The organism is Pseudomonas sp. LBUM1657 (assembly GCF_059716075.1).
This window is the reverse complement of record NZ_CP166799.1, coordinates 878,088-904,858: the sequence shown is the minus strand read 5'-3', so window position 1 is coordinate 904,858 and position 26,771 is coordinate 878,088. Positions and strand designations below refer to the sequence as shown.

Sequence of the window (26,771 nt, the reverse complement as noted above, 5' to 3'; positions counted from 1 at the left end):
CGCTCCTTCAGGAATGCGCTTCGGATAATTTGCTCAGTTCAGGACCGGTGCTTGGCGGCTCTTTGAGCACCACGCGTTTGATCGGCCCGACGATGACCAGGTAGCTGAATACCGCCACCAGTGCGTTGCAACCGACGAACACCAGAGCCCACTTGAACGAACCGGTGGAGCTGATGATGTAGCCGATGACAATGGGTGTGGTGATCGACGCGATGTTGCCGAAGGTGTTGAACAGGCCACCGCTGAGACCGGCGATCTGTTTCGGCGACGTGTCGGACACCACGGCCCAGCCCAGTGCACCCACGCCTTTGCCGAAGAATGCCAGAGCCATGAAGCCGACGACCATCCACTCAACATCGACATAGTTGCAGGCCACGATGCTGCTGGAGACCAGCAAACCAGCAATGATCGGTGCCTTGCGGGCGAAGGTCAGGGAGTGGCCTTTGCGCAGCAGGTAGTCAGAAATCACACCGCCAAGCACACCACCGATGAAGCCGCAGATTGCCGGCAACGAGGCAATGAAACCGGCCTTGAGAATGGTCATGCCGCGTTCTTGCACCAGGTACACCGGGAACCAGGTCAGGAAGAAGTAAGTGATGCCGTTAATGCAGTATTGGCCGAGGTACACGCCGAGCATCATGCGGTTGGTGAGCAACTGACGGATGTAATCCCACTTCGGACCATCGGCCTTTTTGCCTTTGCCTTTGTCCTGGTCCATGTCGACCATGCCGCCGTTGTCGGCGATGTGCTTGAACTCTGCGTCATTGATCATCGGGTGTTGGCGCGGGCTGTAGATCACCTTCAGCCAGATCCCCGAGAAGACGATGCCGATCACGCCCATGACGATGAACACGTGCTGCCAGCCAAAGCTGTAGACGATCCAACCCATCAACGGCGCGAACAGAACAGTGGCGAAATATTGCGCCGAGTTGAAGATCGCAGACGCCGTACCGCGTTCCGCCGTCGGGAACCAGGCCGCCACAATGCGCGCGTTGCCGGGGAAGGATGGCGCTTCGGCCAGGCCCACCAGGAAGCGCAGCATAAACAGCGCAACCACCGCCGTGGACATGCCGAATTCACCGACATAGCCCTGCAGCACGGTGAACAGCGACCAGGTGAAAATGCTGAGCGCGTAGATTTTTTTCGAACCGAAACGGTCCAGCAGCCAGCCACCGGGAATCTGCCCGGCCACGTAGGCCCAACCGAATGCAGAGAAGATGTACCCAAGGGTGACCGCGTCGATGCCGAGGTCTTTTTGCAGGCTGGAGCCCGCGATGGCGATGGTGGCCCGGTCGGCGTAGTTGATCGTGGTCACCAGAAAAAGCATGAGCAAAATCAAATAGCGGACGTGAGTCGGCTTTTGGGTGGATTGCATGTAGATGTACTCCCACTGATTATTTTTATGCGGGTAAAACATTCTTTGGTCTTGTGCCGCGCAAGGCCTCAGGCAAAGGCCTCGCGCGGGTGCAGCGGGGGTTACGATCCGATGTAGGCAGTTTTTACGACCGTGTAAAACTCTTGCGCATAGCGGCCTTGCTCACGTGATCCATAGGATGAACCTTTACGCCCGCCGAATGGAACGTGGTAGTCCACGCCAGCGGTCGGCAGGTTGACCATCACCATCCCGGCCTGGGAGTGGCGCTTGAAGTGGTTGGCGTACTTCAACGACGTGGTGGCAATGCCCGCCGACAGACCGAACTCGGTGTCGTTGGCCATTTCCAGTGCTGCTTCGTAATCCGCTACGCGGACGATGTTGGCCACCGGGCCGAAGATCTCTTCACGGCTGATACGCATCGCGGCTTCGCTGTCGGCGAACAGGGTTGGCGCGAGGTAATAGCCTTCGGTGTCGCAGGTCACCAGACCACCGCCGCTGACCAGGCGCGCACCTTCGGACTGGCCGATGTCGATGTATTTCATGTCCTGTTCAAGCTGCGCTTGCGAGACCACCGGACCGATGTCGGTGCCGGTTTTCAATGCGTGGCCGACCTTGATCGACTTCATGCGCTCAGCCATGGCTTCGACGAACTTGTCGTGAATCCCGGCGGTGACGATGAAGCGGCTCGAAGCGGTGCAACGCTGGCCGGTGGAGTAGAACGCGCTCTGGACCGACAGTTCGACCGCTTGCTTGAGGTCGGCGTCGTCGAGAATGATCTGCGGGTTCTTGCCGCCCATTTCCAGCTGAACCTTGGCCTGGCGCGAGACGCAGTTGACGGCGATCTGACGACCCACACCGACGGAACCGGTGAAGCTGATGCCATCGACTTTCGGGCTCTGCACCAGTGCATCGCCAACCACTCGACCGCTGCCCATGACCAGGTTGAACACGCCGGCCGGGAAGCCTGCGCGGGAGATGATTTCAGCCAGCGCCCAGGCGCAACCCGGTACCAGATCGGCCGGTTTCAGCACGACGCAGTTGCCGTAGGCCAGGGCCGGAGCGATTTTCCACGCAGGGATCGCGATTGGGAAGTTCCACGGGGTGATCAGACCGACCACGCCCAGCGCTTCGCGAGTGACTTCGACGTTGACACCCGGACGCACCGACGGCAGATAGTCGCCGGACAAGCGCAGGCATTCACCGGCGAAGAACTTGAAAATGTTGCCGGCGCGGGTCACTTCGCCGATGGCTTCAGGCAGGGTCTTGCCCTCTTCCCGGGCCAGCAGAGTGCCGAGCTCTTCGCGACGGGCGAGGATTTCAGTACCGACTTTATCCAGGGAATCGTGGCGAGCCTGAATGCCGGAAGTCGACCAGGCCGGGAACGCGGCGCGGGCGGCGTCGATGGCGGCGTGAACCTGGGCCAGATCAGCCTTGGCGTAGTCACCGATGGTGTCGGTCAACTCAGACGGGTTGATGTTCGCCGAGTAGTCGGAACCCGCAGCCCATTGGCCGTTGATGTAGTTATCGAAACGCTTTGTATCAGCCACAACAATTCTCCTCACGCAAAAGGCCGCTGATTGCTCAGCGGCCTTGTTTAATCGGTTTTTACTGCGCGCCCTGCTTGTCGATCAGCGCGGCCAGAGCTTCGTACTCTTCTGGCAGCAGATCGGTCAGCGGTGCACGCACAGGACCTGCGTCATAGCCGGCAATTTTTGCCCCAGCCTTGACGATGCTCACCGCGTAACCTGCTTTGCGGTTACGGATGTCCAGGTACGGCAGGAAGAAGTCGTCGATGATCTTGCCGACGGTTGCGTGATCTTCACGAGCGATCGCGTGGTAGAAATCCATCGCGGTTTTCGGGATGAAGTTGAACACCGCCGAGGAGTAAACCGGCACGCCCAGCGCCTTGTAGGCCGCGGCGTAGACTTCGGCGGTCGGCAAGCCGCCCAGGTAGCTGAAGCGATCACCGAGGCGGCGACGGATCGACACCATCAACTCGATATCGCCCAGGCCATCCTTGTAGCCGATCAGGTTCGGGCAACGCTCGGCCAGACGTTCCAGCAGCGGCGCGGTCAGGCGGCAGACGTTACGGTTGTAAACCACCACGCCGATTTTTACCGATTTGCACACGGCTTCAACGTGGGCGGCAACGCCGTCCTGGCTGGCTTCGGTCAGGTAGTGCGGCAGCAGCAACAGGCCTTTGGCGCCCAGACGCTCGGCTTCCTGAGCGTATTCGATGGCTTGACGGGTCGAACCGCCCACACCCGCCAGAATCGGCACGCTGGTTTCGCAAGTGTCGACGGCCGTCTTGATGATTTCCGAATATTCGCTGGCCGCCAGAGAGAAAAACTCACCGGTGCCGCCCGCGGCGAACAGAGCCGAGGCGCCGTATGGGGCCAGCCATTCCAGACGCTTGATGTAGCCAGCGCGGTTGAAATCGCCCTGGGCATTGAAATCGGTGACCGGGAAAGACAGCAGACCGGAAGAGAGGATGGACTTCAGTTCTTGTGGATTCATTATTCGAACACCCTGGGTAGCGACGTTTGTTGTGAGAAAACCATTCAGCCTGCGGCCGAGTTGTAGGTCATCGTACAACTTAAATAATAACCGTCAACTGCATTTCATCGCCGGGCAACAAAAACTGGGCAAAAAATCCCCGTAACGGCTCTGGAATCAGAGCAGCAGAGCGTTCGAATAGAGGTGATACGTTGTCTGAGGACAAGCTTGCATAGCGCGGTGCCGATCCATCCTCGGCGATGCGAAACCATAACCACTCGTCGCCTCTGTTATTTCCAACAGTATCGAGCCGAATCAACGAGCGAGATAAATCCCCCTCAGGAGCCTGGCTCCGGCCGCACATTCGTTACGGCCTCTTTCAACGATGAAAGGAGATTCATCATGGCGCTCGCAGCCCCGATTGTTGTTCTGAAACTGTCGACCCTCAAAACTCAGCTGGAAATCCGCATACCGGATTCCTCCGACGTTTTTCCAGAAGGCACCGTTTATGCAATCCTCGGAGTCGATGAGGAAAATCCGCACTGGCGCGGAGACAAAATTTCGGCAGGAAGCTGGAACGAGGAGGCTGGAGAGTTTGAAAAGCTGCAGGGGTTGAAAGTGTATGTCGCTAAAAAAACACTGGCGAAATATGTTGGCCAAACCCTCATGCTGCGCTACCAGACCATCGGGGAATCCAGCATGGCGATGAGTTCGGAACCGGTAATGCTGCGCATTGAAAAATAGCTCATTGTCTCTGGCGTTCACAAACAACGTGTCCACCGCAGAGCAAGCGTAGGAGCGGGCTTGCTCGCGAAGGCATCAGGCGGGGCGCAGCGGAAGGTGCGAATGTACGCTGACCGTTCATCGAAACTGTTATTTCTAACAGTTTTGAGCCGTCTCTGAACAAGGCTAAATCGGCGCTCAATCACTGCTCAGGTTAGCGCTCATGAAAACAATACAGCGATTTAAATTTCCGTCCGATGCCCCTCAGCAGGCGCGGGAGATGCCAATGGAATTCGACCTCCACGCAAACATCGGAGATTGGGTCGAGTTTAAATTGATGCCGGGGTACACCTGGAAAATCATCCAAAAAAAATTCACGGTGTTGGGCGACAACTCCATTGAGTACATCGATTACGATACGGAGATGGTGAAAGGCCCAGAACGCTCCTAACCCCGCTGCGCCTCTGCTTCTTCATGGGCATGGCGCAGTCGTTCACGGCTATTCGTCAGGTGCAAGCGCATCGCCGCACGGGCCGCATCGGAATCCTGCCGTGCAATCGCGTCATAAATCTCTTCGTGCTCTCGGCTCAGGCGATTCATATAGTGCTGCTGGTCGTCATGGGCCAGGCGCGCCGAGTTCAGCCGCGTGCGCGGAATGATGCTGGTGCCCAGGTGGGTCATGATGTCGGTGAAGTAGCGGTTGCCGGTCGCCAGAGCGATTTGCAAGTGGAACTGGAAGTCCGAGGCCACCGCATCGCTGGCGTGGGAAACACTTTCATTCAGCGCGTCCAGCGCCGCTCGCATCAGCGCCAGCTGCTCGGGGCTGCGCCGTTGCGCGGCGAGGCCGGCGGATTCCACTTCCAGGCTGATGCGCAGTTCGAGAATCGCCAACACATCACGCAAGGTGACCACCGTTGCCGGATCGATACGGAAACCGCTCGGGCTCGGTGTATCGAGCACGAAGGTGCCGATGCCGTGACGGGTTTCCACCTGCCCGGCCGCCTGCAAACGGGAAATCGCTTCGCGCACCACGGTGCGACTGACACCATGGGCATCCATGATCGCCGACTCGGTGGGCAATTTGTCGCCGCGCTTGAGGTGACCGTCGCGGATCTGCTCGGACAACACCGTCACCAGTTCCTGAGCGAGGCTGCGGCGCTTGCGAGGGAGGCGAGGTGCGTCGATCGGGTTTTCCATGGTGAACGTCTTTCTCGAAAGTTCGGCTGAAACCGCATCATAGCTCAACATGGTTGTACGATCACCGTCGGTGAACACTGGCCCCTGTGGGAGCGGGCTTGTGGTGTTCAAGCGGTCACGGTCTGATCCACCAGATGTCCGTTTTCGATGCGGACGTGCCGTGGATGGAAGCGTTTCAAACTGCTGCGATGGCCGACGCTGACAATGCTCAGCCCCGGCAACTCATCGATCAACGCCTGATACAGCGACGCTTCATCCTCTTCATCCATCGCCGAGGTCGCTTCGTCCATATACAGCCATTGCGGCGCAAACAGCAGCGCACGGGCGAAAGCCAAACGTTGCTGTTCACCCGGCGACAACATGCGCTGCCAGTGATTCGCTTCATCCAGGCGCGAGACCAGATGCGGCAAGCGACACGTTTCCAGCACATGCACGTAGCGCTCATGCGGATAGGTTTCGCCGGGCTGTGGATAACTCAGCGCCTCTCGCAATGTGCCAATCGGCAAATAAGGCTTTTGCGGCAGGAACAGATACCGCGCCGTCGGCAGACGAATGCTGCCGTGGCCCGCCGGCCACAAATGCCCCATCGCCCGCAGCAAGGTCGATTTACCGCTGCCGGAACGACCGCTGAGCATGACGCGCTCGCCCTCCTCCACAGTCATGTCGGCGTTAGTGAGCAAGTGACGACCGTCCGCCAGGTCGAGGCCGAGGTTGTGCACCTTCAACCCCGAGCCTGAATTCTGCACATCAATAGCCGGTGCGCGTTCTTCGTTGTCGGTCATGGCTTGGCGGAAACTGAGCAGACGATCACAGGTGGCGCGCCATTCGGCGAGGTCCTGGTACGCGCTGATGAACCAGCTGAAGTTCTCCTGCACGTTGCCGAAAGCGGAGTTGATTTGCATCAGTTCACCGAGCTCGATCTTGCCCGTGAAGTAACGCGGCGCGGCGACCATGAACGGGAAGATGATTGCGATCTGGGCATAACCGGAGGTGAAGAAGGTCAGGCGCTTGGACACGCGCATGATGTCCCAGAAGTTGTGCCAGACCAGGCTGAAGCGGCTGCTCAAGCGACGGTTCTCGTTGGGTTCGCCGTTGTACAGCGCAATGCTTTCGGCATTCTCGCGAATCCGTACCATGGAGAAACGCAGGTCGGCTTCGAAGCGTTGTTGATTGTTGGTGAGGCCGATCAAGCGCCGACCGATCAAATGCGTCAGCCAGCTACCCACCGCTGCATACACCAGCGCACACCAGAACATATAGCCGGGAATGGTGAAGCCGAACACTTCGATGCTGCCCGACACCCCCCACAAAATGATCGAGAACGACACCAGGCTGACGATGTTGCGGATCAAACCAAGGCCCAGGCCCAAGGTATTGGCGGTGAATTTGTTGAGGTCTTCGGAAATCCGTTGGTCCGGGTTATCGGTGTAACCGCCCTGTTCCAACTGGTAGTAGTTTTTGTTGCCGAGCCAGCGGGTGAAGTGTTTCTCGGTGAGCCAGGCCCGCCAGCGAATCGTCAGCATCTGCGTCAGGTAGAGCCGATACACCGCGCCAAGGATCGCCACCGCCGCGATGCCGCAGAAATACAGGATCAACTGCCAGAAAGCCGCTTCGTCCTTCTTCTGCAGGGCGTTGTAGAAATCCTTGTACCAACTGTTGATCCACACCGAAATCGCTACGCTGAACAGCGACAGCGCAATTACGGCAATCAACAACGTCCAGGCCTTGCCCTTCTCTTCGCTGCGCCAGTAAGGCGTGATCATCGCCCAGACTTTGCGAAAAAACTGCCCGCGCACAGCATCATTGACCGCGGAATATTCAGCGTTCTGATTCATGGATAAGGCTCGATAAAGAAAAGAACACACACGAACCGATCATAGATGATCGGTTCGGTTCCTCGCGAGGTGCGGCCGGCATTCGTTCAGCGCAGGTTCAGCGACGAACGGGGCGCTTTTGCAGTTTGCGCTGCAGCGTGCGGCGGTGCATGCCCAGGGCACGGGCAGTAGCGGAGATGTTGCCTTCGTGCTCGGTCAGCACGCGCTGGATGTGTTCCCACTGCAGGCGGTCCACGGACATCGGGTTTTCCGGCACCAGGGTGTCGAGGTCGGCGTGCTCGGACAGCAGCGCGGCCAGCACGTCGTCGGCGTCCGCCGGTTTGCACAGATAATTACAGGCGCCGCGCTTGATCGCCTCGACGGCGGTGGCAATGCTCGAGTAACCGGTGAGGATCACCACGCGCATTTCCGGGTCCAGTTCCAGCAGCTTGGGCAACAGCACCAGGCCAGAATCGCCGTCCATTTTCAGGTCCAGCGCGGCGTAATCCGGCAGGTCGGCCTGGGCGATGGTCAGGCCTTCTTCGGCGGAACCGGCAGTGCTGACGCGAAAGCCGCGACGGGCCATGGCACGGGCCATTACGCGGGTGAAAGTTGCGTCGTCGTCTACCAGCAGCAAATGCGGCAGTTCTTCGCCTTCGCCTTCGACTTGGATCTCGTCACTCATGTTCGTCTCCTCGGGCGACACGGGGCAGGCGCAGCTCGGTGAGCGTGCCGCCTTCCTCATGACTGTAGAGTTTCACTGAGCCGCCGGCGCGTGTCACGCTGGCCTTGCTCAAAAACAGGCCCAGGCCGAAACCTTTGCCCTTGGTGGTAAAAAACGGTTTGCCAATCTGCTCGGCGATGGCCAGCGGCACACCGGCGCCGTGGTCGCGAATGCTGATGGTCAGGTCCTCGGCATTCCAGTCCAGCGTCACTTGCAACCCTTCGGGGCAAGCGTCGGCGGCGTTGTTGAGCAAATTCAGCAGCGCCTGGGTCAGGTCCGGCGGCGGCGCCATGCGCGGCACGCTGCCTTGGCCAAGACGCTGGAAGCGGTAACTGGCTTCGGGGCGCATCAAGTGCCAGCGGTTCAGCGCTTCGTCGAGCCAGTCGGTGACGTCCTGCATCTCCACCGCCAATCGACGATTGGCCTCGGCGGCGCGCACCAGTTGCTGCAAGGTCTCTTTACAGAGTTTGACCTGATCCTGCAGCACACTCAGATCGTCCTGCAACATCGGGTCGTGATGGTCCTGACGCATCTCCTTGAGCAATACGCTCATGGTCGCCAGGGGCGTGCCCAGTTCATGCGCCGCGCCGGCCGCCTGGGTCGCGACGGCCAGCAGTTGCTGATCGCGCAGGCCTTCTTCGCGACGGATGGCGCGCAGTTCTTCCTGACGGCGCAGCTCTTCGGCCATGCGTGCGGCAAAGAATGTAATAACCGCTGCGGCCAAGGCAAAGCTCAGCCACATCCCATAGACCTGCAGGTTCTCCCGAGCGATCGGGAAGGTTTGCAGCGGATAGAAGCGCGCCAGCAACAGGGTGTACATCGTCAGCGCGATGCCGGACAGAATCACCGAATAACGCCACGGCAGCGTCACGGCGGCGATGGTCAGCGGCACCAGGTAATAAGAGACGAAGGGGTTGGTCGAGCCGCCGGAGAAATACAGCAAGGCACTGTGGATAAACAGGTCGCAGGCCAGTTGCACGGCGTATTCGAGTTCGGTGACCGGCCACGAGGTGCGCAGGCGAATCGCCGTGAACGCGCACAACAGCATTGAGCAACCGAGGGTCGCGGCCAGTTGAAACCAGGGCAGCGGCAGCAGATCGAGCCAGTAGGCCAGGCCCACGGAACCGGCCTGGGCGGCCAGCACCAACGTGCGGATGAACGTCAGCCGCCAGAGGTTCTGGCGGGTTGCGGAAGTGATTTGAACGGGGGCGAGCATGAGCTCTCCTGATGAGCGCTCCAGGCGGATCGCACGGAGTATAACCAAGCACGGAGGCTGGCAGGCAAAAGTGCGGCAAACGGCCACATGGCAGAAAGGATTGTGGCGTCTATAGGACCGCCATCGCGGGCAAGCCACGCTCCCACAGGGAAACCCATTCTAATGCGGGAGCGTGGCTTGCCCGCGATTGACTGCGATGCGGCTACCGATGAGCGATCTGTATAGAAGTTGTAACTGTGCGAACCGGATCATTAAAGCTAGAGTCTGATGGTTTCACGCAGGCTCGGACCATTACCCCTGCGCACCGCCCAAGGAGTTTTCATGCACAGTTTCCGCCGCAGCGCCGCCCTTCTTGCCTTAAGCGTTGGTACCGTCGCCAGCCTCCCGGCCCTGGCCGCCGACGAGCTTCATTACAACCAGATTTCCCTGCGCGCCGAAGTCAGCCAGGAAGTGGCCCGCGACCTGATGATCGTGACCCTCTACACCGAAGAACAAAACACCGACCCGACCAAACTCGCCGCCGACGTCAGCACCACCATGAACAAGGCGCTGGCCCAGGCCAAACAGGTCAAAGACATCACCCTGCGCCAGGGCAGCCGCAACAGCTACCCGATCTACGACACCAAGGGCCAGAAGATCACCGGCTGGCGTGAACGCGCTGAACTGCGCCTGGAAAGCTCGGACTTCGCCGCGCTGTCGAAGCTGACCGGCGAATTGCTCACCGACCTGAAAATGGGCGGCATGGACTTCGCCATCGCCACTCCAACCCGCAAGGCCAGCGAAGACGCCCTGCTCAAAGAAGCCGTCAGCGCCTTCAAGGCCCGCGCCCAACTGGCCACGGACGCCTTGGGCGGCAAGGGTTACAAAATCGTCAACCTGAACCTGAACAGCAACGGTTATCCACAACCGTACATGCGCGGGCCGATGATGATGAAAGCGGCCAGCATGGACGGCGCACCAGTAACGCCTGAAGTCGAGGCCGGCACCAGCCAGGTCAGCATGACGGCGGATGGGGCGATTGAAGTGTTGATGCCTTGATGTCGTGGTGGGTCAGTCGGGTTATTTACTGACTGATCCACTGCATTCGCGAGCAAGCCCGCTCCCACATTGGATCTTCAGCGGACACAAAATAGGTGAACACTGAAGATCTAATGTGGGAGCGGGCTTGCTCGCGAGGAACGATAACGCGGTGGTTCAGACTGAATTCCGACCTACCCCTGCGGATCGACGTTATCCAACGCCCGGTTCACCGCCAGCTCCGCCAACATGACGATCTGCGCAATGGCCAGCGCCGTGCTTCGTTGCGGGCCGGTCAGGTAAGTGGCGAAATCACTGGCCATGACACTGGCTGAGGCCAACGACTCACAGGCGTGGGCCAGGAGGCTTTCGGTGTCCATGTTGGGGGCGATCAGGAACATGGGGTTGGAGTGATTGGGTTTGGTATAGAAGGGTGGATCAGGGATTAATTTATCCAAGGTCATCTACTCGATTTGAGAGCCATCACTTGCCGATCTCACTCGGCGAAATGGGTGGCAGCTATGTGCGGTGTGAGATTACCGGGAGTAGAACCGGCCAGACCGAAGCCTGCCCGCACACAGCCGCCATAAAGCATTGCAGGCAGCGGATAAGCCGGCGGCAATTATGGTGGTACTGGTACTGGATTCATACTCCCGGGATCTCACTCCCGATCGCTGAGATTTCAGCGACACACAAAGACTAGAGAGCCCGCTTCCGACGGACAACCTGAAAGATGTGTGGGAAAGGTCTGGTGCTTTCGAACACTTTTAAACACAAAAAACTCTCGCAGCTGATCTTGGGTGCAACCGGAAGAGGCTGGTCGATAATGAGGCCGTCTTCGCGAGCAAGCCCGCTCCCCCATTGGATCTTCAGTGTTCACCTATTTTGTGTCCGCTGAAGATCAAATGTGGGAGCGGGCTTGCTCGCGAAGAACGATCACTCGCTGGTACGGCCGAACGCGTGCTTAGGCGGTTGCACCCATCCACCCCACCCCACATCACCCAGGTATAAATAAGTAACACCTCGCTCCAACCGGGTGCACCTGGCGCCAGAGCCGCCCCTTGCCGGTGCGCCGTTCGCACCGAAAAAACCGTGCGCAAACGGTCAAATGCGCGCCAATTTATACATATGCGACATTAAGGTACGTTCGTGCCACTGTTTAAGGCTTGTGACCGCTCAGGATCTTGCATTGGGTATGGCCCCTGCATAAGTATCCGCAGGCACGACTCACGAGGTCGTCCTCAAAATCAAAAAATGACAACAAATCATGAGGCCACCATGCTTAAACACGCGGTCATTCCGTTTTTAGTCGGCGCAGGCTTGTTAGCTAGCGCACCTTTCGCCCAAGCGGCGACTAACCTGGTGTTCTGCTCCGAAGGCAGCCCGGCCGGTTTTGATCCTGGTCAGTACACCACCGGAACCGACTTCGACGCCTCTGCAGAAACCATGTTCAACCGTCTGACTCAGTTCGAGCGCGGCGGCACCGCCGTGATTCCTGGTCTGGCGACCAAGTGGGACATTTCCGATGACGGCCTGACGTACACCTTCCACCTGCGCGAAGGCGTCAAGTTCCACACCACCCCGTATTTCAAGCCGACTCGTGAGTTCAACGCCGACGACGTGCTGTTCACCTTCAATCGCATGATTGACAAGAACGACCCGTTCCGTAAGGCGTACCCGACCGAATTCCCGTACTTCACCGACATGGGGATGGATACCAACATCACCAAGATCGATAAAGTCGACGACCACACCGTCAAGTTCACCCTCAAGGAAGTTGATGCCGCGTTCATCCAGAACATGGCCATGAGCTTCGCCTCGGTGCAGTCCGCCGAGTACGCTGCCCAGCTGCTCAAGGAAGGCAAACCCGCCGACATCAACCAGAAGCCGATCGGCACTGGTCCGTTCGTGTTCAAGAGCTACCAGAAAGACTCCAACATCCGCTACACCGGGAACAAGGACTACTGGAAGCCTGACGACGTCAAGATCGACAACCTGATCTTCGCCATCACCACCGACCCGTCGGTACGCATCCAGAAGGTGAAGAAGAACGAGTGCCAGGTCACCCTGTTCCCTCGTCCGGCCGACCTGAAGGCGCTGGAAGCAGACAAGACCCTGAAGCTGCCTAACCAGGCCGGTTTCAACCTGGGTTACATCGCCTACAACGTGATGGACAAGATCAAGGGCAGCGATCAGCCGAACCCGATGGCTCAATTGAAAGTGCGTCAGGCACTGGACATGGCCGTCAACAAGCAGCAGATCATCGACTCCGTTTACCAAGGCGCCGGCCAACTGGCGGTCAACGCCATGCCGCCGACCCAGTGGTCCTACGACACCACCATCAAGGATGCGCCGTACAACCCTGAGAAAGCCAAGGAGCTGCTCAAGGAAGCCGGTATCAAGGAAGGCACCGAAATCAACCTGTGGGCGATGCCGGTTCAGCGTCCGTACAACCCGAACGCCAAGTTGATGGCTGAAATGCTGCAGTCCGACTGGGCCAAGGTCGGTATCAAGGCCAAGATCGTGACCTACGAATGGGGCGAGTACATCAAGCGTTCCAAAGGTGGCGAAAATGGCGCGATGCTGATTGGCTGGAGCGGCGACAACGGTGACCCGGACAACTGGCTCAACGTGCTGTTCGGCTGCGACTCGCTGCAGGGCAACAACTTCTCCAAGTGGTGCGACAAGAAGTTCGACGGCATCGTTAAAGAAGCCAAGCGCACTACCGATCAGGGCAAGCGCACCGAACTGTACAAACAGGCGCAACACGTCCTCAAAGATGCCGTTCCAATGACACCTATCGCTCACTCGACGGTGTTCCAACCCATGCGCGCCAACGTGCAGGACTTCAAGATCAGCCCATTCGGCTTGAACTCCTTCTACGGCGTCAGCGTCAGCAAGTAAGGTTTTGCAACGGCGACGTTTTAAACGTCGCCGTTGCTTTATCTACCGAGAAAGTAGGAATTCGCTTACATCCGAATCCGCTGTGTAGTGCAGCAGAGGGTTAGGACGCGTCGCCATTTCCTACGAGTCTTTCGGACTCTACGCATTTACTGCCGGACCCACGGTTCATACCGTCGGGATCCGACCAGTACATGCGTGGGTCATCGGTTTATTTGCTGCACGTCATGGCTTGTGCGCAGTGAGGCCTCCAGCTCCCCGGACGGGGCGAGGGCTCATTGTCAAAACACCAAACAAGAGAGAGAGCGTCATGCGCCATTCCTTGCTTTTATCCGCATTGCTGGGCACCGGCCTGTTGGCCGCCACTTCCATCAGCCACGCCGCCAGTAACAGCCTGGTGTTCTGCTCCGAAGGCAGCCCGGCCGGCTTCGACACCGCGCAGTACACGACATCGACCGATAACGATGCCGCCGAGCCGTTGTACAACCGACTCGCAGAGTTCGAAAAAGGTGCCACCAACGTCGTACCCGGCCTGGCGACCAGCTGGGATATTTCCGAAGACGGCCTCAAGTACACCTTTCACCTGCGCGAAGGGGTGAAATTCCACACGACCCCGTACTTCACGCCAACCCGTGATTTCAATGCCGATGACGTGCTGTTCACGTTCAATCGCATGCTCGATCCGCAGCAACCGTTCCGTAAGGCTTATCCGACCGAGTTCCCGTATTTCAATGGGATGAGCCTGAACAAGAACATTGCCAAAGTCGAGAAGACCGGGCCGCTGACCGTGGTCATGACGCTCAACAGCGTCGACGCCGCGTTCATCCAGAACATCGCCATGAGTTTCGCCGCCATTCTCTCGGCCGAATACGCCGACAAACTGCTGGCCGAAGGCAAACCGACCGACATCAACCAGAAGCCGATCGGTACCGGACCATTTGCGTTCAAGAGTTACCAGAAAGACTCCAACATCCGTTACACCGGCAACAAGCAGTACTGGGACCCGAGCCGGGTCAAGCTCGACAACCTGATTTTCTCGATCAACACCGACGCCTCGGTGCGGGTACAGAAGCTCAAGGCCAACGAATGCCAGATCACTCTGCATCCGCGCCCGGCCGACGTGACTGCGCTGAAGAACGACTCCAAACTCAAGCTCATCGAGAAACCTGGATTCAACCTCGGCTACATCGCCTACAACGTGCGCCACAAGCCGTTCGACCAACTCGAAGTGCGCCAGGCGCTGGACATGGCGGTCAACAAGCAAGGCATTCTCAACGCCGTCTACCAAGGTGCGGGTCAACTGGCGGTCAACGCCATGCCACCGACCCAATGGTCTTACGACGAGACCATCAAGGACACCGTCTACAACCCGGAAAAAGCCAAGGAACTGCTCAAGGCTGCCGGCGTGAAGGAAGGCACCGAAATCACGCTATGGGCCATGCCGGTCCAGCGTCCGTACAACCCCAACGCCAAGTTGATGGCCGAGATGCTTCAGGCTGACTGGGCGAAGATCGGGCTCAAGGTCAAGATCGTCAGCTACGAATGGGGCGAGTACATCAAGCGCACCAAGAATGGCGAGCACGACGTCAGCCTGATCGGCTGGACCGGTGACAACGGGGACCCGGACAACTGGCTCGGCACGCTGTACAGCTGTGACGCCATTGGCGGCAACAACTACTCCATGTGGTGTGATCCGGCTTACGACAAGCTGATCAAGCAGGCCAAGGTCGTCACCGACCGTGACCAACGCACCGTGCTTTACAAACAGGCGCAACAGTACCTCAAGCAACAGGTACCGATTACGCCAGTCGCCCACTCGACGGTTAACCAGCCGTTGAGCGCCAAAGTCGAAGGGTTCAAGGTCAGCCCCTTCGGCCGTAACGTGTTCTCGGGCGTCAGCCTGGAAAAATAACCGATTAGCCAAAAACGCTGGGGGCGGATTCCGCCCTCACGCAAGCGTATTGCCGTAATTCGCCGATCAGGCAAACAGCAAACGTTTGCGATGCCTTGAATGAGTTGTAAACCAAATAGCCGGATCACCAAAAAAGACCGGCATTAAAAAAAAGAAAGTAAGGAGCTTCACCCATGAAACTGAGCAGCACCGCGATATTGGCCTTGGCCATCAGCAGCGTGACCGCCACGGCTTACGCAGAATCCCAGAGCCAGGCGTTTACCCCGGTTACCGTGAAAACGACCAGCGCCCAAGGTGAAGCCAAAGGTTTCGTTGACGGTCAATCGATCAGCGGCACCACGCGTAACTGGTATGCCAACGAACAACTGAAGCGTGGCGGTAATTTTTCCTATCGCAAAGACGGCGTCCTGACCCCGACTGATCGACGCATCAACTGGGTGCAAGGCACGATCATCAAGTACAACTCGGGTTTCACTGAAGGCACTGTCGGCTTTAGTACCGAAGTGGCCGCCTACAACGCCATTGCTCTGGACCGTGATCGCAAGGACCTCGCTTCCGCAAACGGCGGCGCTCCTGAGCCAGGCCGCAGTGGCCGCGGCAACAACCGCACCCTGACCGAAAGTGGCGGCGACGCAGTCGACCAATGGAGCAAACTGGGCCTGGCCAACGTCAAGGCGCGCGTCTCCAACACCACCCTGACCGCCGGCCGCCAGAACTTCAGCAGCCCGCAAGTAGACGTCATCGGTAACCGTGCCCTGCCTTCGAGCTTTGAAGGTGTGAGCCTGCACAGCGAAGAGCTGGAGAACCTGTCCTTCGACATCGGCACCTTCGACCGCAACTCTCCGCGTATGGAACAAAGCCAGCGCAAGTTCCGCTCCGAATACGGTGATCCTTCGGCCGAGGCCGATCACGTCAACACCGCCGGTATCACCTACCAGCCGTTCGCCAGCCTGACCACCAGCGTCTGGGGCACCCAGGCTGAAGACCTGTGGAACCAGTACTACTTCGGCGCCAGCCACGTGTTGGGCGACAGTTCGGTACTGAGCCTGACCACTGGCCTGAACTATTACAAAACCGTCGACGAAGGCAAAAAGCTGTTGGGCGAAATCGACAACGACACCTACTCCCTGTCGCTGGGCCTGACCCACCAGGCCCACAGCCTGACCTTCTCGTACCAGGAAGTGAACGGTAACGAGTACTTCGACTACCTGCACGAAACCAACGGCATCTACCTGGCCAACTCCCTGCTGTCGGACTTCAACGGCCCGAACGAGAAATCCTTCCAGGTAGCCTACGGTCTGAACATGGCTGAATACGGCGTTCCAGGCCTCAAGTTCAACATTTACCAGGCTCGCGGCTGGGGCATCGACGGTACTCACTATGCAGGCGGCGGTTACGACGGCGTGCAGTCGATGGACGGCGAACACCACTATGAATACGGTATCGGTGCTGCGTATGCCGTGCAGAGCGGCCCGCTCAAGGCCACCGCTATCCGCGCGACCTACACGGCTCACCGTGCCAGTGAAAATCAGGCCGATGGCAGCATCAACGAGTTCCGTCTCGTGACCACCATCCCGTTCAACATCCTGTAATGCACCGGCCGAACGGCTGATTCAGTGACGAATCGGCCGTTCGGCTTTTGTCCTTCTAACCGATTGCAGAGGGTTCTTGATGAAAATGCTTCCCCTACGTGCGGCCATCGCTGCCGCGTTGCTGAGTGTCGCTGTCGGCGTCTCGGCCAAGCCCCTGGTGGTGTGCACCGAAGCCAGTCCGGAAGGCTTCGACATGGTCCAGTACACGACTGCAGTCACCGCCGATGCAGTGGCCGAAACCATCTTCAATCGTCTGGCGGACTTCAAGCCCGGCACCACTGAAGTGATCCCGGCACTGGCCGACTCCTGGGACATCAGCGAGGACGGTCTGACCTACACGTTCCACCTGCGCAAAGGCGTCAAGTTCCACACCACCGAATACTTCAAGCCGACCCGCGACATGAATGCCGACGACGTGGTCTGGAGCTTCCAGCGTCAGCTGGACCCGAAACACCCGTGGCACAACAAGTCGAGCGTGGGCTTCCCGTACTTTGAAAGCATGGGCTTCAAAGAACTGCTCAAAAGTGTCGAGAAGGTCGACGACAACACGGTCAAATTCACCCTGACCCGCCGCGAGGCGCCGTTCCTGGCGGACATCGCCATGGCCTTCTCCTCGATCTATTCCGCCGAGTACGCCGACCAGTTGCTCAAGGCCGACAAGACCGGCGAGCTGAACAACAAACCGGTCGGCACCGGCCCGTTCGTCTTCCAGCGCTACAACAAGGACGCGCAGGTGCGCTTCAAGGCCAACCCGGACTACTTCCGTGGCAAGCCACCGGCTGAAGCGCTGATCCTGGCCATCGCCACCGACAACAACGTGCGCCTGCAAAAGCTCAAGGCCAACGAGTGCCAGATCGCGCTGTATCCCAAGCCCGATGACATCCCGAGCATCAAGAAAGACCCCAAGCTGAGTGTCGATGAACTGAACGCGATGACCGTCTCGTACATCGCCATGAACACCACCCACAAGTACATGAGCGACGTACGGGTGCGCAAAGCCATCGACATCGCCTTCGATAAAGCGGCTTACGTCAACGCGCTGTTTGGCAAAGGCAATGCGACCGTGGCGGTCAACCCGTACCCGGACACCCTGCTGGGCTACAACCACGCCCTGAAAAACCCGCCCCGTGACCTGGACAAGGCTCGCGCCCTGCTCAAGGAAGCCGGCGTGCCGGATGGCACCGTGTTTACCCTGTTCACCCGTAACGGTGGCGGCCCTACCAACCCGAACCCGATGCTCGGCGCGCAGATGATGCAGGCCGACCTGGCCAAGGTCGGGATCAAGATCGATATTCGTGTGATGGAATGGGGCGAAATGCTCAAACGCGCGAAAAACGGCGAGCACGACATGGTTTCCGCCGGATGGGCGGGCGACAACGGTGACCCGGATAACTTCCTGACGCCTATGCTCAGTTGCGAGGCGGCCAAAAACGGCGAAAACTACGCGCGTTGGTGCAACGAGAAGTTCCAGGCGCTGATCGACCAGGCACGGGCCAAAGTTGACCCGGCCGAACGCGCAGCGCTCTATGAGCAAGCCCAGGAAGTCTTTAACCAGGACCAACCCTGGATCAGCATGGCCCACACCCGTATGTTCACCGCAATGCGCAACAACGTAGAGGGCTATCAAATCAGCCCTCTGACCACAAATAACTTCGCCACCACCCAGGTGAAGTAGATAAGAAAACTCCCGGCGTCCCTGACTCCAGGGACGCCAGGCACGCCTAACCGGCTGATGAGGTACACCACACGATGTTTAGTTTTATTGCCCGCCGATTGGGGTTATTGATCCCCACGTTCTTCGGCATCACCTTGCTGACTTTCGCGTTGATTCGCATGATTCCGGGCGACCCCGTGGAAGTGATGATGGGCGAACGTCGGGTCGACCCCGAAATGCATGCTCAGGCAATGGAACGCCTTGGCCTCAACAAACCCCTGTATGCCCAATACCTGGATTACATCGGCAAACTGGCCCACGGCGATCTTGGCGAATCCCTGCGTACCCGTGAAAGCGTCTGGACCGAGTTCAGTTCTCTATTCCCCGCGACCCTGGAACTGTCCATGGCCGCCCTGTTGTTCGCCGGCATCCTGGGCCTCCTGGCCGGGGTGATCGCGGCACTCAAGCGAGGATCCCTGTTCGACCATGGGGTGATGGGCATCTCCCTGGCGGGATATTCGATGCCGATCTTCTGGTGGGGCCTGATCCTGATCATGTTCTTCTCGGTGTCCCTGGGCTGGACCCCGGTGTCCGGGCGGATCGACCTGCTCTACGACATCGAGCCGCGCACCGGCTTCATGCTGATCGATACGCTGCTGGCCGATGACGTCGGTGCGTTCCTCGATGCCCTGCATCACCTGATCCTGCCGGCCATCGTGCTCGGCACCATCCCGCTGGCGGTGATTGCGCGGATGACCCGTTCTTCGATGCTCGAAGTGCTGCGTGAAGACTACATCCGTACCGCCCGCGCCAAAGGCCTGTCGCCCTCGCGCGTGGTGTTCGTGCACGGCCTGCGCAATGCGCTGATTCCGGTGTTGACCGTGGTTGGCCTGCAAGTCGGCACCCTGCTGGCCGGTGCGGTCCTGACCGAAACCATCTTCTCCTGGCCGGGCATCGGCAAATGGCTGATCGAAGCCATTGGCGCACGGGATTATCCCGTGGTGCAGAACGGCATCCTGTTAATCGCCTGCCTGGTGATTCTGGTCAACTTCGTGGTGGACATCCTCTACGGCTTTGCCAACCCACGCATCCGTCATCAGCGCTGAGATCAAGACCATGACCACTCTCTCTACACCGGTAGCAGTCGATCAAAGCCTGCTGTACCCGTCCCCGTACAAAGAATTCTGGCAAGCGTTTTCCAAGAACAAAGGTGCCGTTGCCGGCCTGATGTTCATGCTGCTGGTGATTTTCTGCGCGCTGTTCGCCCCGTGGGTTGCACCACATGACCCGAGCGAGCAATACCGCGACTTCCTGCTGACCCCGCCGGCCTGGCTGGAAGGCGGGCAGATCCAGTTTCTGCTCGGTACCGATGAACTGGGTCGCGACTTGCTGTCGCGCCTGATCCAGGGTTCGCGCCTGTCCTTGCTGATCGGTTTGTCGTCGGTGGTGATGTCGCTGATTCCGGGCATCCTGCTAGGTCTGTTCGCCGGGTTCTTCCCGCGCCTGCTTGGCCCGACCATCATGCGTCTGATGGACATCATGCTGGCCCTGCCGTCCCTGCTGCTGGCCGTGGCGATTGTCGCCATCCTCGGCCCTGGCCTGATCAACACCGTGATCGCCATCGCCGTGGTGTCCCTGCCGTCCTACGTTCGTCTGACCCGCGCCGCGGTGATGGGCGAACTGAACCGCGACTACGTGACCGCCGCGCGCCTGGCCGGTGCCAACCTGCCACGCCTGATGTTCATCACCGTGCTGCCCAACTGCATGGCGCCACTGATCGTTCAGGCCACCTTGAGCTTCTCCTCGGCGATTCTCGATGCCGCCGCACTGGGCTTCCTCGGCCTTGGCGTACAACCGCCAACCCCTGAGTGGGGCACCATGCTGGCCTCGGCTCGCGACTACATCGAACGCGCCTGGTGGGTCGTCAGTCTGCCTGGTTTGACCATTTTGCTCAGCGTGCTGGCAATCAACTTGATGGGCGACGGCCTGCGCGATGCGCTGGACCCGAAACTCAAGAACGCCGCCTGAGGAGATTCAAATGTCACTGTTAGAAATCAAGAATCTCAACGTTCGCTTCGGCGACAAGAACGCCGTTCCGGTGGTCGACGGTCTCGACATTTCCGTGGACAAGGGCGAAGTCCTGGCCATCGTTGGCGAGTCGGGTTCGGGCAAATCCGTAACCATGATGGCGCTGATGGGCCTGATCGAGCATCCGGGGATCGTCACTGCCGACGCCCTGAATTTCGATGGCAAGAACATGCTCAAGCTCAGCAACCGTCAGCGTCGGCAAATCGTCGGCAAAGACCTGGCCATGGTTTTCCAGGACCCGATGACCGCGCTGAACCCGAGCTACACCGTCGGTTTCCAGATCGAAGAAGTGCTGCGCCTGCACCTTAAAATGTCCGGCAAACAAGCCCGCGCACGCGCCATCGAACTGTTGGAAAAAGTTGAAATCCCGGGCGCCGCCAGCCGTATGGACGCCTACCCGCACCAACTGTCCGGCGGTATGAGCCAGCGCGTCGCGATCGCCATGGCGATTGCCGGCGAACCGAAACTGCTCATCGCTGACGAACCAACCACTGCACTGGACGTGACGATTCAGGCCCAGATCATGGACCTGCTGCTGGCCCTGCAGAAAGAGCAGGACATGGGTCTGGTGCTGATCACTCACGACCTCGCGGTCGTGGCCGAAACCGCTCAGCGCGTGTGCGTGATGTACGCAGGACAAGCGGTCGAAGTGGGTCAGGTTCCACAGCTGTTCGACATTCCGGCGCACCCTTACAGCGAGGCGCTGCTCAAGGCGATTCCGGAGCACAGCCTGGGTGAAACGCGCCTGGCCACGTTGCCAGGCATCGTTCCCGGCCGTTATGACCGTCCACAAGGCTGCCTGCTCTCGCCTCGCTGCCCTTATGTGCAGGACAACTGCCGCGTGCAGCGTCCGGCCCTCGACCCGAAAAGCAACAGCCTTGCCCGCTGCTTCTACCCGTTGAATCAGGAGGTGGCGTAATGGCCGTCGTACTTACCGCCCGCGACCTGACCCGTCACTACGAAGTGTCCCGTGGCCTGTTCAAGGGCCATGCGACCGTCCGCGCCCTGAACGGTGTGTCGTTTGAACTGGAAGCCGGCAAGACCCTCGCCGTTGTAGGCGAGTCAGGTTGCGGCAAATCCACTCTGGCCCGAGCCCTGACGCTGATCGAAGAGCCGTCCTCCGGCTCCTTGAAAATTGCCGGCCAGGAAGTTGCCGGCGCCGACAAGGCCCAGCGCAAGCAACTGCGCAAAGATGTACAGATGGTGTTCCAGAGCCCGTACGCGTCGTTGAACCCACGGCAGAAAGTCGGTGACCAACTGGCAGAGCCGCTGCTGATCAACACCAACCTGAGCGCCTCGGAACGTCGCGAGAAAGTCCAGGCAATGATGAAGCAGGTGGGCTTGCGTCCTGAGCACTACCAGCGTTATCCGCACATGTTCTCCGGCGGTCAGCGCCAGCGGATCGCCCTGGCCCGCGCGATGATGCTGCAGCCTAAAGTGCTGGTAGCGGATGAGCCAACCTCGGCGCTGGACGTGTCGATCCAGGCGCAGGTGCTGAACCTGTTCATGGATTTGCAGCAAGAGTTCAACACCGCCTACGTGTTCATCTCCCACAACCTGGCCGTGGTGCGTCACGTGGCTGATCATGTGATGGTGATGTACCTCGGTCGCCCGGTGGAAATGGGCCCGAAAGAGGACATCTACACCCGTCCTCTGCACCCGTACACCCAAGCGCTGCTGTCGGCGACACCGACCATCCACCCGGATCCGGACAAGCCGAAAATCAAGATCGTCGGCGAGTTGCCCAACCCGCTGAACCCGCCGTCCGGCTGTGCTTTCCACAAGCGCTGCCCGTACGCGACCGAGCGCTGCAGCACCGAAGAGCCGGCCCTGCGCCTGCTCGACAGCCGCCAGGTGGCTTGCCACTACGCCGAGCAATTCATCGACGGCGCGGCCTGACAGTGATCTGAAAAACCTGTGGGAGCGGGCTTGCCCGCTCCCACAGGGATAGTTGACTGCTCACTAACCTCTTCTATTTCGACTGCACATCAGTCGAGAGCGAAGGGGTTTTCTTTTGCCCCTAAGTTTGAGGCTCAGGTCTGGCTGTTGCCTTCTTCATCGGTCATCGAGTCGTCATCACCCGCACTACCGCCCTGCCCCTGATCGCCCGGCTCCGATTCAGACTTGGCGATCATCAGCGCACTGTGCTCACCCTGCCCGTTCCAGGCCTGCTTTTCATGGTCCACGCATTCCGCCCACGCCGCCGACGAACCGAGGGCCAACAACACCAATACCTTCAGCAACACCACACCACGTAGAAATATGCTCATAGCCGATTCCCTCCTTTCAAGGTCAGGCGTTGAAGCCTGCCTTCTACAAACCCGTGTGAAATCCAGTTGATCGAGCGGGTTCTCCAGATAGGAGTTGATGATCGCCGGGAAATGCCGTGGATGGGCAGATTGGTTTTGCATAAAGGTTATTCCCAAACCCACTAACACCGACGATCTACACATTTAGTTGGCAACAAAAAACCCCGCAGCTTTCACAACGGGGTTTTGGGTATTACTGCTCAGCGCTTAGTGATGCTCACGGGTCGCGCGGAATTTCACGTCCGGCCAGCGCTCTTCCATCAGCGCCAGGTTGACCCGGGTCGGGGCCAGGTAGGTCAGGTGACCACCGCCGTCGACCGCGAGGTTTTCCACGGCCTTGACCCGCAGTTCCTCAAGCTTCTTCTTGTCATCGCAATCGATCCAGCGCGCGGAATAAACGGTGATTGGCTCGTAAGAGCACTCGACCTTGTATTCCTCTTTCAGACGACTGGCGACCACATCGAACTGCAGCACACCGACGGCGCCGAGAATGATGTCGTTGCTGCGCTCGGGGAAGAACACCTGAGTCGCGCCTTCTTCTGCCAATTGCTGCAAGCCTTGACGCAGTTGCTTGGACTTGAGCGGATCACGCAGGCGCACGCGACGGAACAGTTCCGGGGCGAAGTGCGGGATGCCGGTGAAGCCCAGGACTTCGCCTTCGGTGAAGGTGTCGCCGATCTGGATGGTGCCGTGGTTGTGCAGGCCGATGATGTCGCCGGCAAACGCTTCTTCCAGTTGCTCACGCTCGGAGGAGAAGAACGTCAGCGCGTCGCCGATCCGTACGTCTTTGCCGGTGCGCACGTGGCGCATCTTCATGCCTTTTTCGTACTTGCCGGAGCAGATACGCATGAACGCGATCCGGTCGCGGTGTTTGGGGTCCATGTTCGCCTGGATCTTGAACACGAAGCCGGCGAATTTCTCTTCGACAGGTTCCACGGTGCGCTCGTTGGCCACACGGGCCAGTGGTTTCGGCGCCCAGTTGACCACGGCGTCGAGCACGTGATCGACACCGAAGTTGCCCAGTGCGGTACCGAAGAACACCGGGGTCAGTTGGCCGTCGAGGAATTCCTGTTGATTGAATTCGTGACAGGCACCCTGCACCAGTTCCAGCTGTTCAACGAAGCGATCGTACTCGTCGCCCAGATGCGCGCGGGCTTCATCGGAGTCGAGCTTCTCGATGATTTTCACATCGGTACGTTCGTGGCCGTGGCCAGCGGTGTAAACGATGATGTAGTCATCGGCGAGGTGATAAACACCCTTGAAGTCGCGGTAGCAACCGATCGGCCAGGTGATCGGTGCGGCCTTGATCTTCAGCACCGCTTCGATTTCGTCGAGCAGTTCGATCGGGTCGCGGATGTCACGGTCGAGTTTGTTGATGAAGCTGACGATCGGCGTATCGCGCAGACGGCAGACGTCCATCAGCGCGATGGTCCGAGGCTCTACACCCTTACCGCCGTCGAGGACCATCAAGGCCGAGTCCACTGCCGTCAACGTGCGGTAGGTATCTTCGGAGAAGTCTTCGTGGCCCGGGGTGTCGAGCAGGTTGATCATGTGATCGCGATACGGGAACTGCATGACCGACGTGGTAATGGAAATACCCCGTTGTTTTTCCATTTCCATCCAGTCGGAGGTGGCATGGCGGTCGGACTTACGGGATTTCACCGTGCCAGCAATCGCAATCGCCTTGCCCATCAACAAGAGCTTCTCGGTGATGGTGGTTTTACCGGCATCGGGGTGGGAAATAATGGCGAAAGTGCGGCGTTTCGCGACTTCGGCGGCCTGTTTGGTCATGGGAAATCGCCTGGCAGGTGATTCAAAAAAGGGCCGCGATTATAGCCCAACTTGTCTCAAGAACCGAACCGTTGAGCACATTAGGGGTGGCCAAATGCTGCTTCAGATGGGAACCTTTCCAAGTGTGGAGGCGTCCACTCCCCTGTTACGACTATTCGTCAGGGTTGAAAAATCAGCAAGTTAGCCTGACGAGGCTGCGCTTATGGCTCGATTTCATGCGGTTTCACCAGCATGAAGAGCTGCTTCTCGCGAACGCTTTTATCCCGGCAGCCAGGAATGGCATGCCACACGGGACTGCGTTTGCCGACAAAGAAAAAAGGAGTCCGCCTGTGGCTATTCGCTATGGCAAAGGGCTGATAGGAGGTGCGGTTGTCGTCGCCCTTCTGGCCCTGCTGGTCCACTGGATTGGCATCAACACGATCGAACAGTACCGCGACGATTTGTTGTTTTACCTGCAAGCTCATCTGATTCTCGTCCTTGTTTCCATGCTGGCTGCCCTTGTTGTGGGTATACCCGCCGGCATCTTCCTCAGCCGCCCGACCATGGTTGGCCGCGCCGAACGCTTCATGCAGATCTTCAACATCGGCAACACTGTGCCGCCTCTTGCCGTACTGGCCATCGCCCTGGGGATCCTCGGCATCGGCAGCGGCCCCGCGATCTTCGCCCTGTTCCTCGCCTCGCTGTTGCCGATCGTGCGCAACACCTATGAAGGCCTGAAAAACGTCCAGGGTTCGCTCAAGGAAGCGGCCGTCGGCATCGGCATGACGCCAACTCAAGTGTTGTGGCGGGTCGAATTGCCAAACGCCGTGCCGATCATCATCGGTGGCGTACGCGTGGCCCTGGCGATCAACGTCGGTACCGCACCGCTGGCATTCCTGATCGGTGCCAACAGTCTGGGCAGCCTGATTTTCCCCGGCATCGCCCTGAACAATCAGCCGCAACTGCTGCTCGGCGCGGCGTGTACCGCCCTGCTGGCCTTGCTGCTCGACGGTCTGGTGACACTTGCCAGCCGCCTCTGGCTCGAACGCGGCCTGCGCCCGTCTTAAGCCTCGGCAAAGGAATATTCATGAAGAAATTAAGCTTATTACTAGGCTGCGTCCTGCTGTTCGCAGGAATCGCCCAAGCCGCTGAAAAACCCGTGATCCGCATTGGCGCCCGGGTGTTCACCGAACAAACCCTGCTGGCGGAGATCACCTCCCAATACCTGCGTACCAAGGGCTACGACGCCCAAGTGACCGGCGGTCTGGGCAGCAACCTGGCCCGCAGCGCCCACGAAAGTGGCCAGCTGGATTTGATGTGGGAATACACCGGCGTTTCGCTGGTGGCTTACAACCACATCACTGACAAGCTCGACAGCGCTCAGTCCTACGCCAAGGTGAAAGAACTCGACGCGAAAAAAGGCCTGGTCTGGCTCACCCCGTCGAAGTTCAGCAACACCTACGCCCTGGCCCTGCCGGAAAACACCGCGAAGGCTTACCCGCAGATCAACACCATCAGCGAGCTGAACACGGTGCTGCAGGCTGAGGCGAAGACCCGTCATCTGGTCGCGCTGGACACCGAGTTCGCCAACCGTTCCGACGGCCTGGACGGCATGGTGGACCTCTACGGCATGAACCTGACCCGCAAGAACATTCGCCAGATGGACGCCGGGCTGGTCTACACCGCCCTGCGCAATGGTCAGGTGTTCGCCGGTCTGGTCTACACCACGGACGGTCGTTTGAACGCCTTCAAGCTCAAGTTGCTGGAAGACGACAAGCACTACTTCCCGGACTACACCGCAGCACCGGTTGTGCGTCAGGTCTACCTCGACGCTCACCCGAAACTCGCCGAAGAGCTCAAGCCACTGGCCGAACTGTTCGACGACACCACCATGCGCCAGCTGAACGCGCGGGTCGATGTCGATCACGAAAGCCCTTCATCCGTTGCCGCAGATTTCCTGCGCCAGCACCCATTGAACTGAGG

The 26,771-nt window shown here is 59.0% G+C and carries 24 protein-coding genes; 13 read left to right on the top strand and 11 right to left on the bottom strand.

The features are described 5' to 3' along the window. Window positions 1–7 precede the first annotated feature (7 nt). From ACA055_RS04050 to kdgD, 3 genes are all read right to left on the bottom strand, one after another. Entirely contained in the window at window positions 8–1,375 is a 1,368-nt protein-coding gene (locus ACA055_RS04050; RefSeq protein ID WP_497682463.1) for an MFS transporter, read from the bottom strand. 101 nt (window positions 1,376–1,476) lie between these two features. Next, complete coding sequence (locus tag ACA055_RS04045; RefSeq protein WP_497682462.1) at window positions 1,477–2,922, bottom strand: aldehyde dehydrogenase family protein; 1,446 nt, start codon at window positions 2,920–2,922, stop codon at window positions 1,477–1,479. A 58-nt stretch (window positions 2,923–2,980) separates the two neighbouring features. Continuing rightward, window positions 2,981–3,892 (bottom strand): 5-dehydro-4-deoxyglucarate dehydratase, encoded by a 912-nt coding sequence (gene kdgD / locus ACA055_RS04040; protein ID WP_150633960.1) that lies wholly within the window; start codon window positions 3,890–3,892, stop codon window positions 2,981–2,983. Window positions 3,893–4,273: 381 nt separating this feature from the next. On the opposite strand from kdgD, the gene ACA055_RS04035 reads away from it, so the two are divergent. Further along, window positions 4,274–4,615, top strand: coding sequence for a hypothetical protein (locus tag ACA055_RS04035; RefSeq protein WP_497682461.1), 342 nt, complete (start codon window positions 4,274–4,276; stop codon window positions 4,613–4,615). A 202-nt stretch (window positions 4,616–4,817) separates the two neighbouring features. Further along, entirely contained in the window at window positions 4,818–5,045 is a 228-nt protein-coding gene (locus tag ACA055_RS04030; RefSeq protein ID WP_497682460.1) for a hypothetical protein, read from the top strand. On the opposite strand, the gene ACA055_RS04025 is transcribed toward ACA055_RS04030, so the two are convergent. The 4 genes from ACA055_RS04025 to ACA055_RS04010 all read right to left on the bottom strand — a co-directional run bounded on the left by ACA055_RS04025 (window position 5,042) and on the right by ACA055_RS04010 (window position 9,545). Next, a complete protein-coding gene (locus ACA055_RS04025; protein WP_046045828.1) occupies window positions 5,042–5,791 on the bottom strand; it encodes a FadR/GntR family transcriptional regulator in 750 nt (249 codons plus the stop codon). The two genes, ACA055_RS04030 and ACA055_RS04025, sit on opposite strands and share 4 nt — an antisense overlap. 107 nt (window positions 5,792–5,898) lie before the next feature. After that, the gene (locus tag ACA055_RS04020; RefSeq protein WP_497682459.1) at window positions 5,899–7,626 is read right to left on the bottom strand and encodes an ABC transporter ATP-binding protein/permease; all 1,728 of its coding nucleotides are present in this window, start codon (window positions 7,624–7,626) and stop codon (window positions 5,899–5,901) included. Between the two features lie 97 nt (window positions 7,627–7,723). Next, a complete protein-coding gene (locus ACA055_RS04015; RefSeq protein WP_008148925.1) occupies window positions 7,724–8,290 on the bottom strand; it encodes a response regulator transcription factor in 567 nt (188 codons plus the stop codon). Continuing rightward, window positions 8,283–9,545: an ATP-binding protein gene (locus ACA055_RS04010; protein ID WP_497682458.1), complete on the bottom strand. Its 1,263-nt coding sequence runs from the start codon at window positions 9,543–9,545 to the stop codon at window positions 8,283–8,285. Before ACA055_RS04010 ends, ACA055_RS04015 begins: the two co-directional genes overlap by 8 nt. Before the next feature lie 321 nt (window positions 9,546–9,866). On the opposite strand from ACA055_RS04010, the gene ACA055_RS04005 reads away from it, so the two are divergent. Next, on the top strand, window positions 9,867–10,583 hold the full coding sequence (locus ACA055_RS04005) for an SIMPL domain-containing protein (protein WP_497682457.1): 717 nt from the start codon (window positions 9,867–9,869) through the stop codon (window positions 10,581–10,583). A 173-nt stretch (window positions 10,584–10,756) separates the two neighbouring features. On the opposite strand, the gene ACA055_RS04000 is transcribed toward ACA055_RS04005, so the two are convergent. After that, complete coding sequence (locus ACA055_RS04000; RefSeq protein ID WP_497682456.1) at window positions 10,757–11,020, bottom strand: DUF6124 family protein; 264 nt, start codon at window positions 11,018–11,020, stop codon at window positions 10,757–10,759. A gap of 820 nt (window positions 11,021–11,840) precedes the next feature. Between ACA055_RS04000 and ACA055_RS03995 the strand changes: the two genes are divergently transcribed. From ACA055_RS03995 to ACA055_RS03960, 8 genes are all read left to right on the top strand, one after another. Next, the gene (locus tag ACA055_RS03995) at window positions 11,841–13,466 is read left to right on the top strand and encodes an ABC transporter substrate-binding protein (RefSeq protein WP_497682455.1); all 1,626 of its coding nucleotides are present in this window, start codon (window positions 11,841–11,843) and stop codon (window positions 13,464–13,466) included. A gap of 307 nt (window positions 13,467–13,773) precedes the next feature. Continuing rightward, complete coding sequence (locus tag ACA055_RS03990; RefSeq protein ID WP_497682454.1) at window positions 13,774–15,375, top strand: ABC transporter substrate-binding protein; 1,602 nt, start codon at window positions 13,774–13,776, stop codon at window positions 15,373–15,375. A 173-nt stretch (window positions 15,376–15,548) separates the two neighbouring features. Further along, window positions 15,549–16,967 (top strand): OprD family porin, encoded by a 1,419-nt coding sequence (locus ACA055_RS03985; protein ID WP_497682453.1) that lies wholly within the window; start codon window positions 15,549–15,551, stop codon window positions 16,965–16,967. 79 nt (window positions 16,968–17,046) lie between these two features. Then, complete coding sequence (locus ACA055_RS03980) at window positions 17,047–18,642, top strand: ABC transporter substrate-binding protein (protein ID WP_497682452.1); 1,596 nt, start codon at window positions 17,047–17,049, stop codon at window positions 18,640–18,642. Window positions 18,643–18,716: 74 nt separating this feature from the next. Further along, complete coding sequence (locus ACA055_RS03975; protein ID WP_497682451.1) at window positions 18,717–19,727, top strand: ABC transporter permease subunit; 1,011 nt, start codon at window positions 18,717–18,719, stop codon at window positions 19,725–19,727. A gap of 10 nt (window positions 19,728–19,737) precedes the next feature. After that, window positions 19,738–20,649 carry an ABC transporter permease subunit gene (locus ACA055_RS03970; protein WP_497682450.1) on the top strand — a complete coding sequence of 304 codons (912 nt, stop codon included), beginning with the start codon at window positions 19,738–19,740 and terminating at the stop codon, window positions 20,647–20,649. Between the two features lie 10 nt (window positions 20,650–20,659). Then, entirely contained in the window at window positions 20,660–21,628 is a 969-nt protein-coding gene (locus ACA055_RS03965; protein ID WP_497682449.1) for an ABC transporter ATP-binding protein, read from the top strand. Continuing rightward, window positions 21,628–22,608 carry a peptide ABC transporter ATP-binding protein gene (locus ACA055_RS03960; protein WP_497682448.1) on the top strand — a complete coding sequence of 327 codons (981 nt, stop codon included), beginning with the start codon at window positions 21,628–21,630 and terminating at the stop codon, window positions 22,606–22,608. Before ACA055_RS03965 ends, ACA055_RS03960 begins: the two co-directional genes overlap by 1 nt. Before the next feature lie 134 nt (window positions 22,609–22,742). Here the strand turns inward: ACA055_RS03960 and ACA055_RS03955 are convergent, their stop codons facing one another. From ACA055_RS03955 to ACA055_RS03945, 3 genes are all read right to left on the bottom strand, one after another. Next, window positions 22,743–22,979 (bottom strand): hypothetical protein, encoded by a 237-nt coding sequence (locus ACA055_RS03955; RefSeq protein WP_497682447.1) that lies wholly within the window; start codon window positions 22,977–22,979, stop codon window positions 22,743–22,745. Window positions 22,980–23,225: 246 nt separating this feature from the next. Then, window positions 23,226–24,809, bottom strand: coding sequence for a peptide chain release factor 3 (locus tag ACA055_RS03950; RefSeq protein ID WP_497682446.1), 1,584 nt, complete (start codon window positions 24,807–24,809; stop codon window positions 23,226–23,228). 200 nt (window positions 24,810–25,009) lie between these two features. Continuing rightward, window positions 25,010–25,273 (bottom strand): hypothetical protein, encoded by a 264-nt coding sequence (locus ACA055_RS03945; protein WP_497684520.1) that lies wholly within the window; start codon window positions 25,271–25,273, stop codon window positions 25,010–25,012. Between ACA055_RS03945 and ACA055_RS03940 the strand changes: the two genes are divergently transcribed. Next, window positions 25,163–25,855, top strand: a complete 693-nt coding sequence (locus ACA055_RS03940; protein ID WP_219734696.1) for an ABC transporter permease — start codon at window positions 25,163–25,165, stop codon at window positions 25,853–25,855. The genes ACA055_RS03945 and ACA055_RS03940 overlap by 111 nt on opposite strands. A gap of 20 nt (window positions 25,856–25,875) precedes the next feature. After that, window positions 25,876–26,769: a glycine betaine ABC transporter substrate-binding protein gene (locus ACA055_RS03935; RefSeq protein ID WP_497682445.1), complete on the top strand. Its 894-nt coding sequence runs from the start codon at window positions 25,876–25,878 to the stop codon at window positions 26,767–26,769. The last annotated feature ends 2 nt before the right edge of the window (window positions 26,770–26,771 follow it).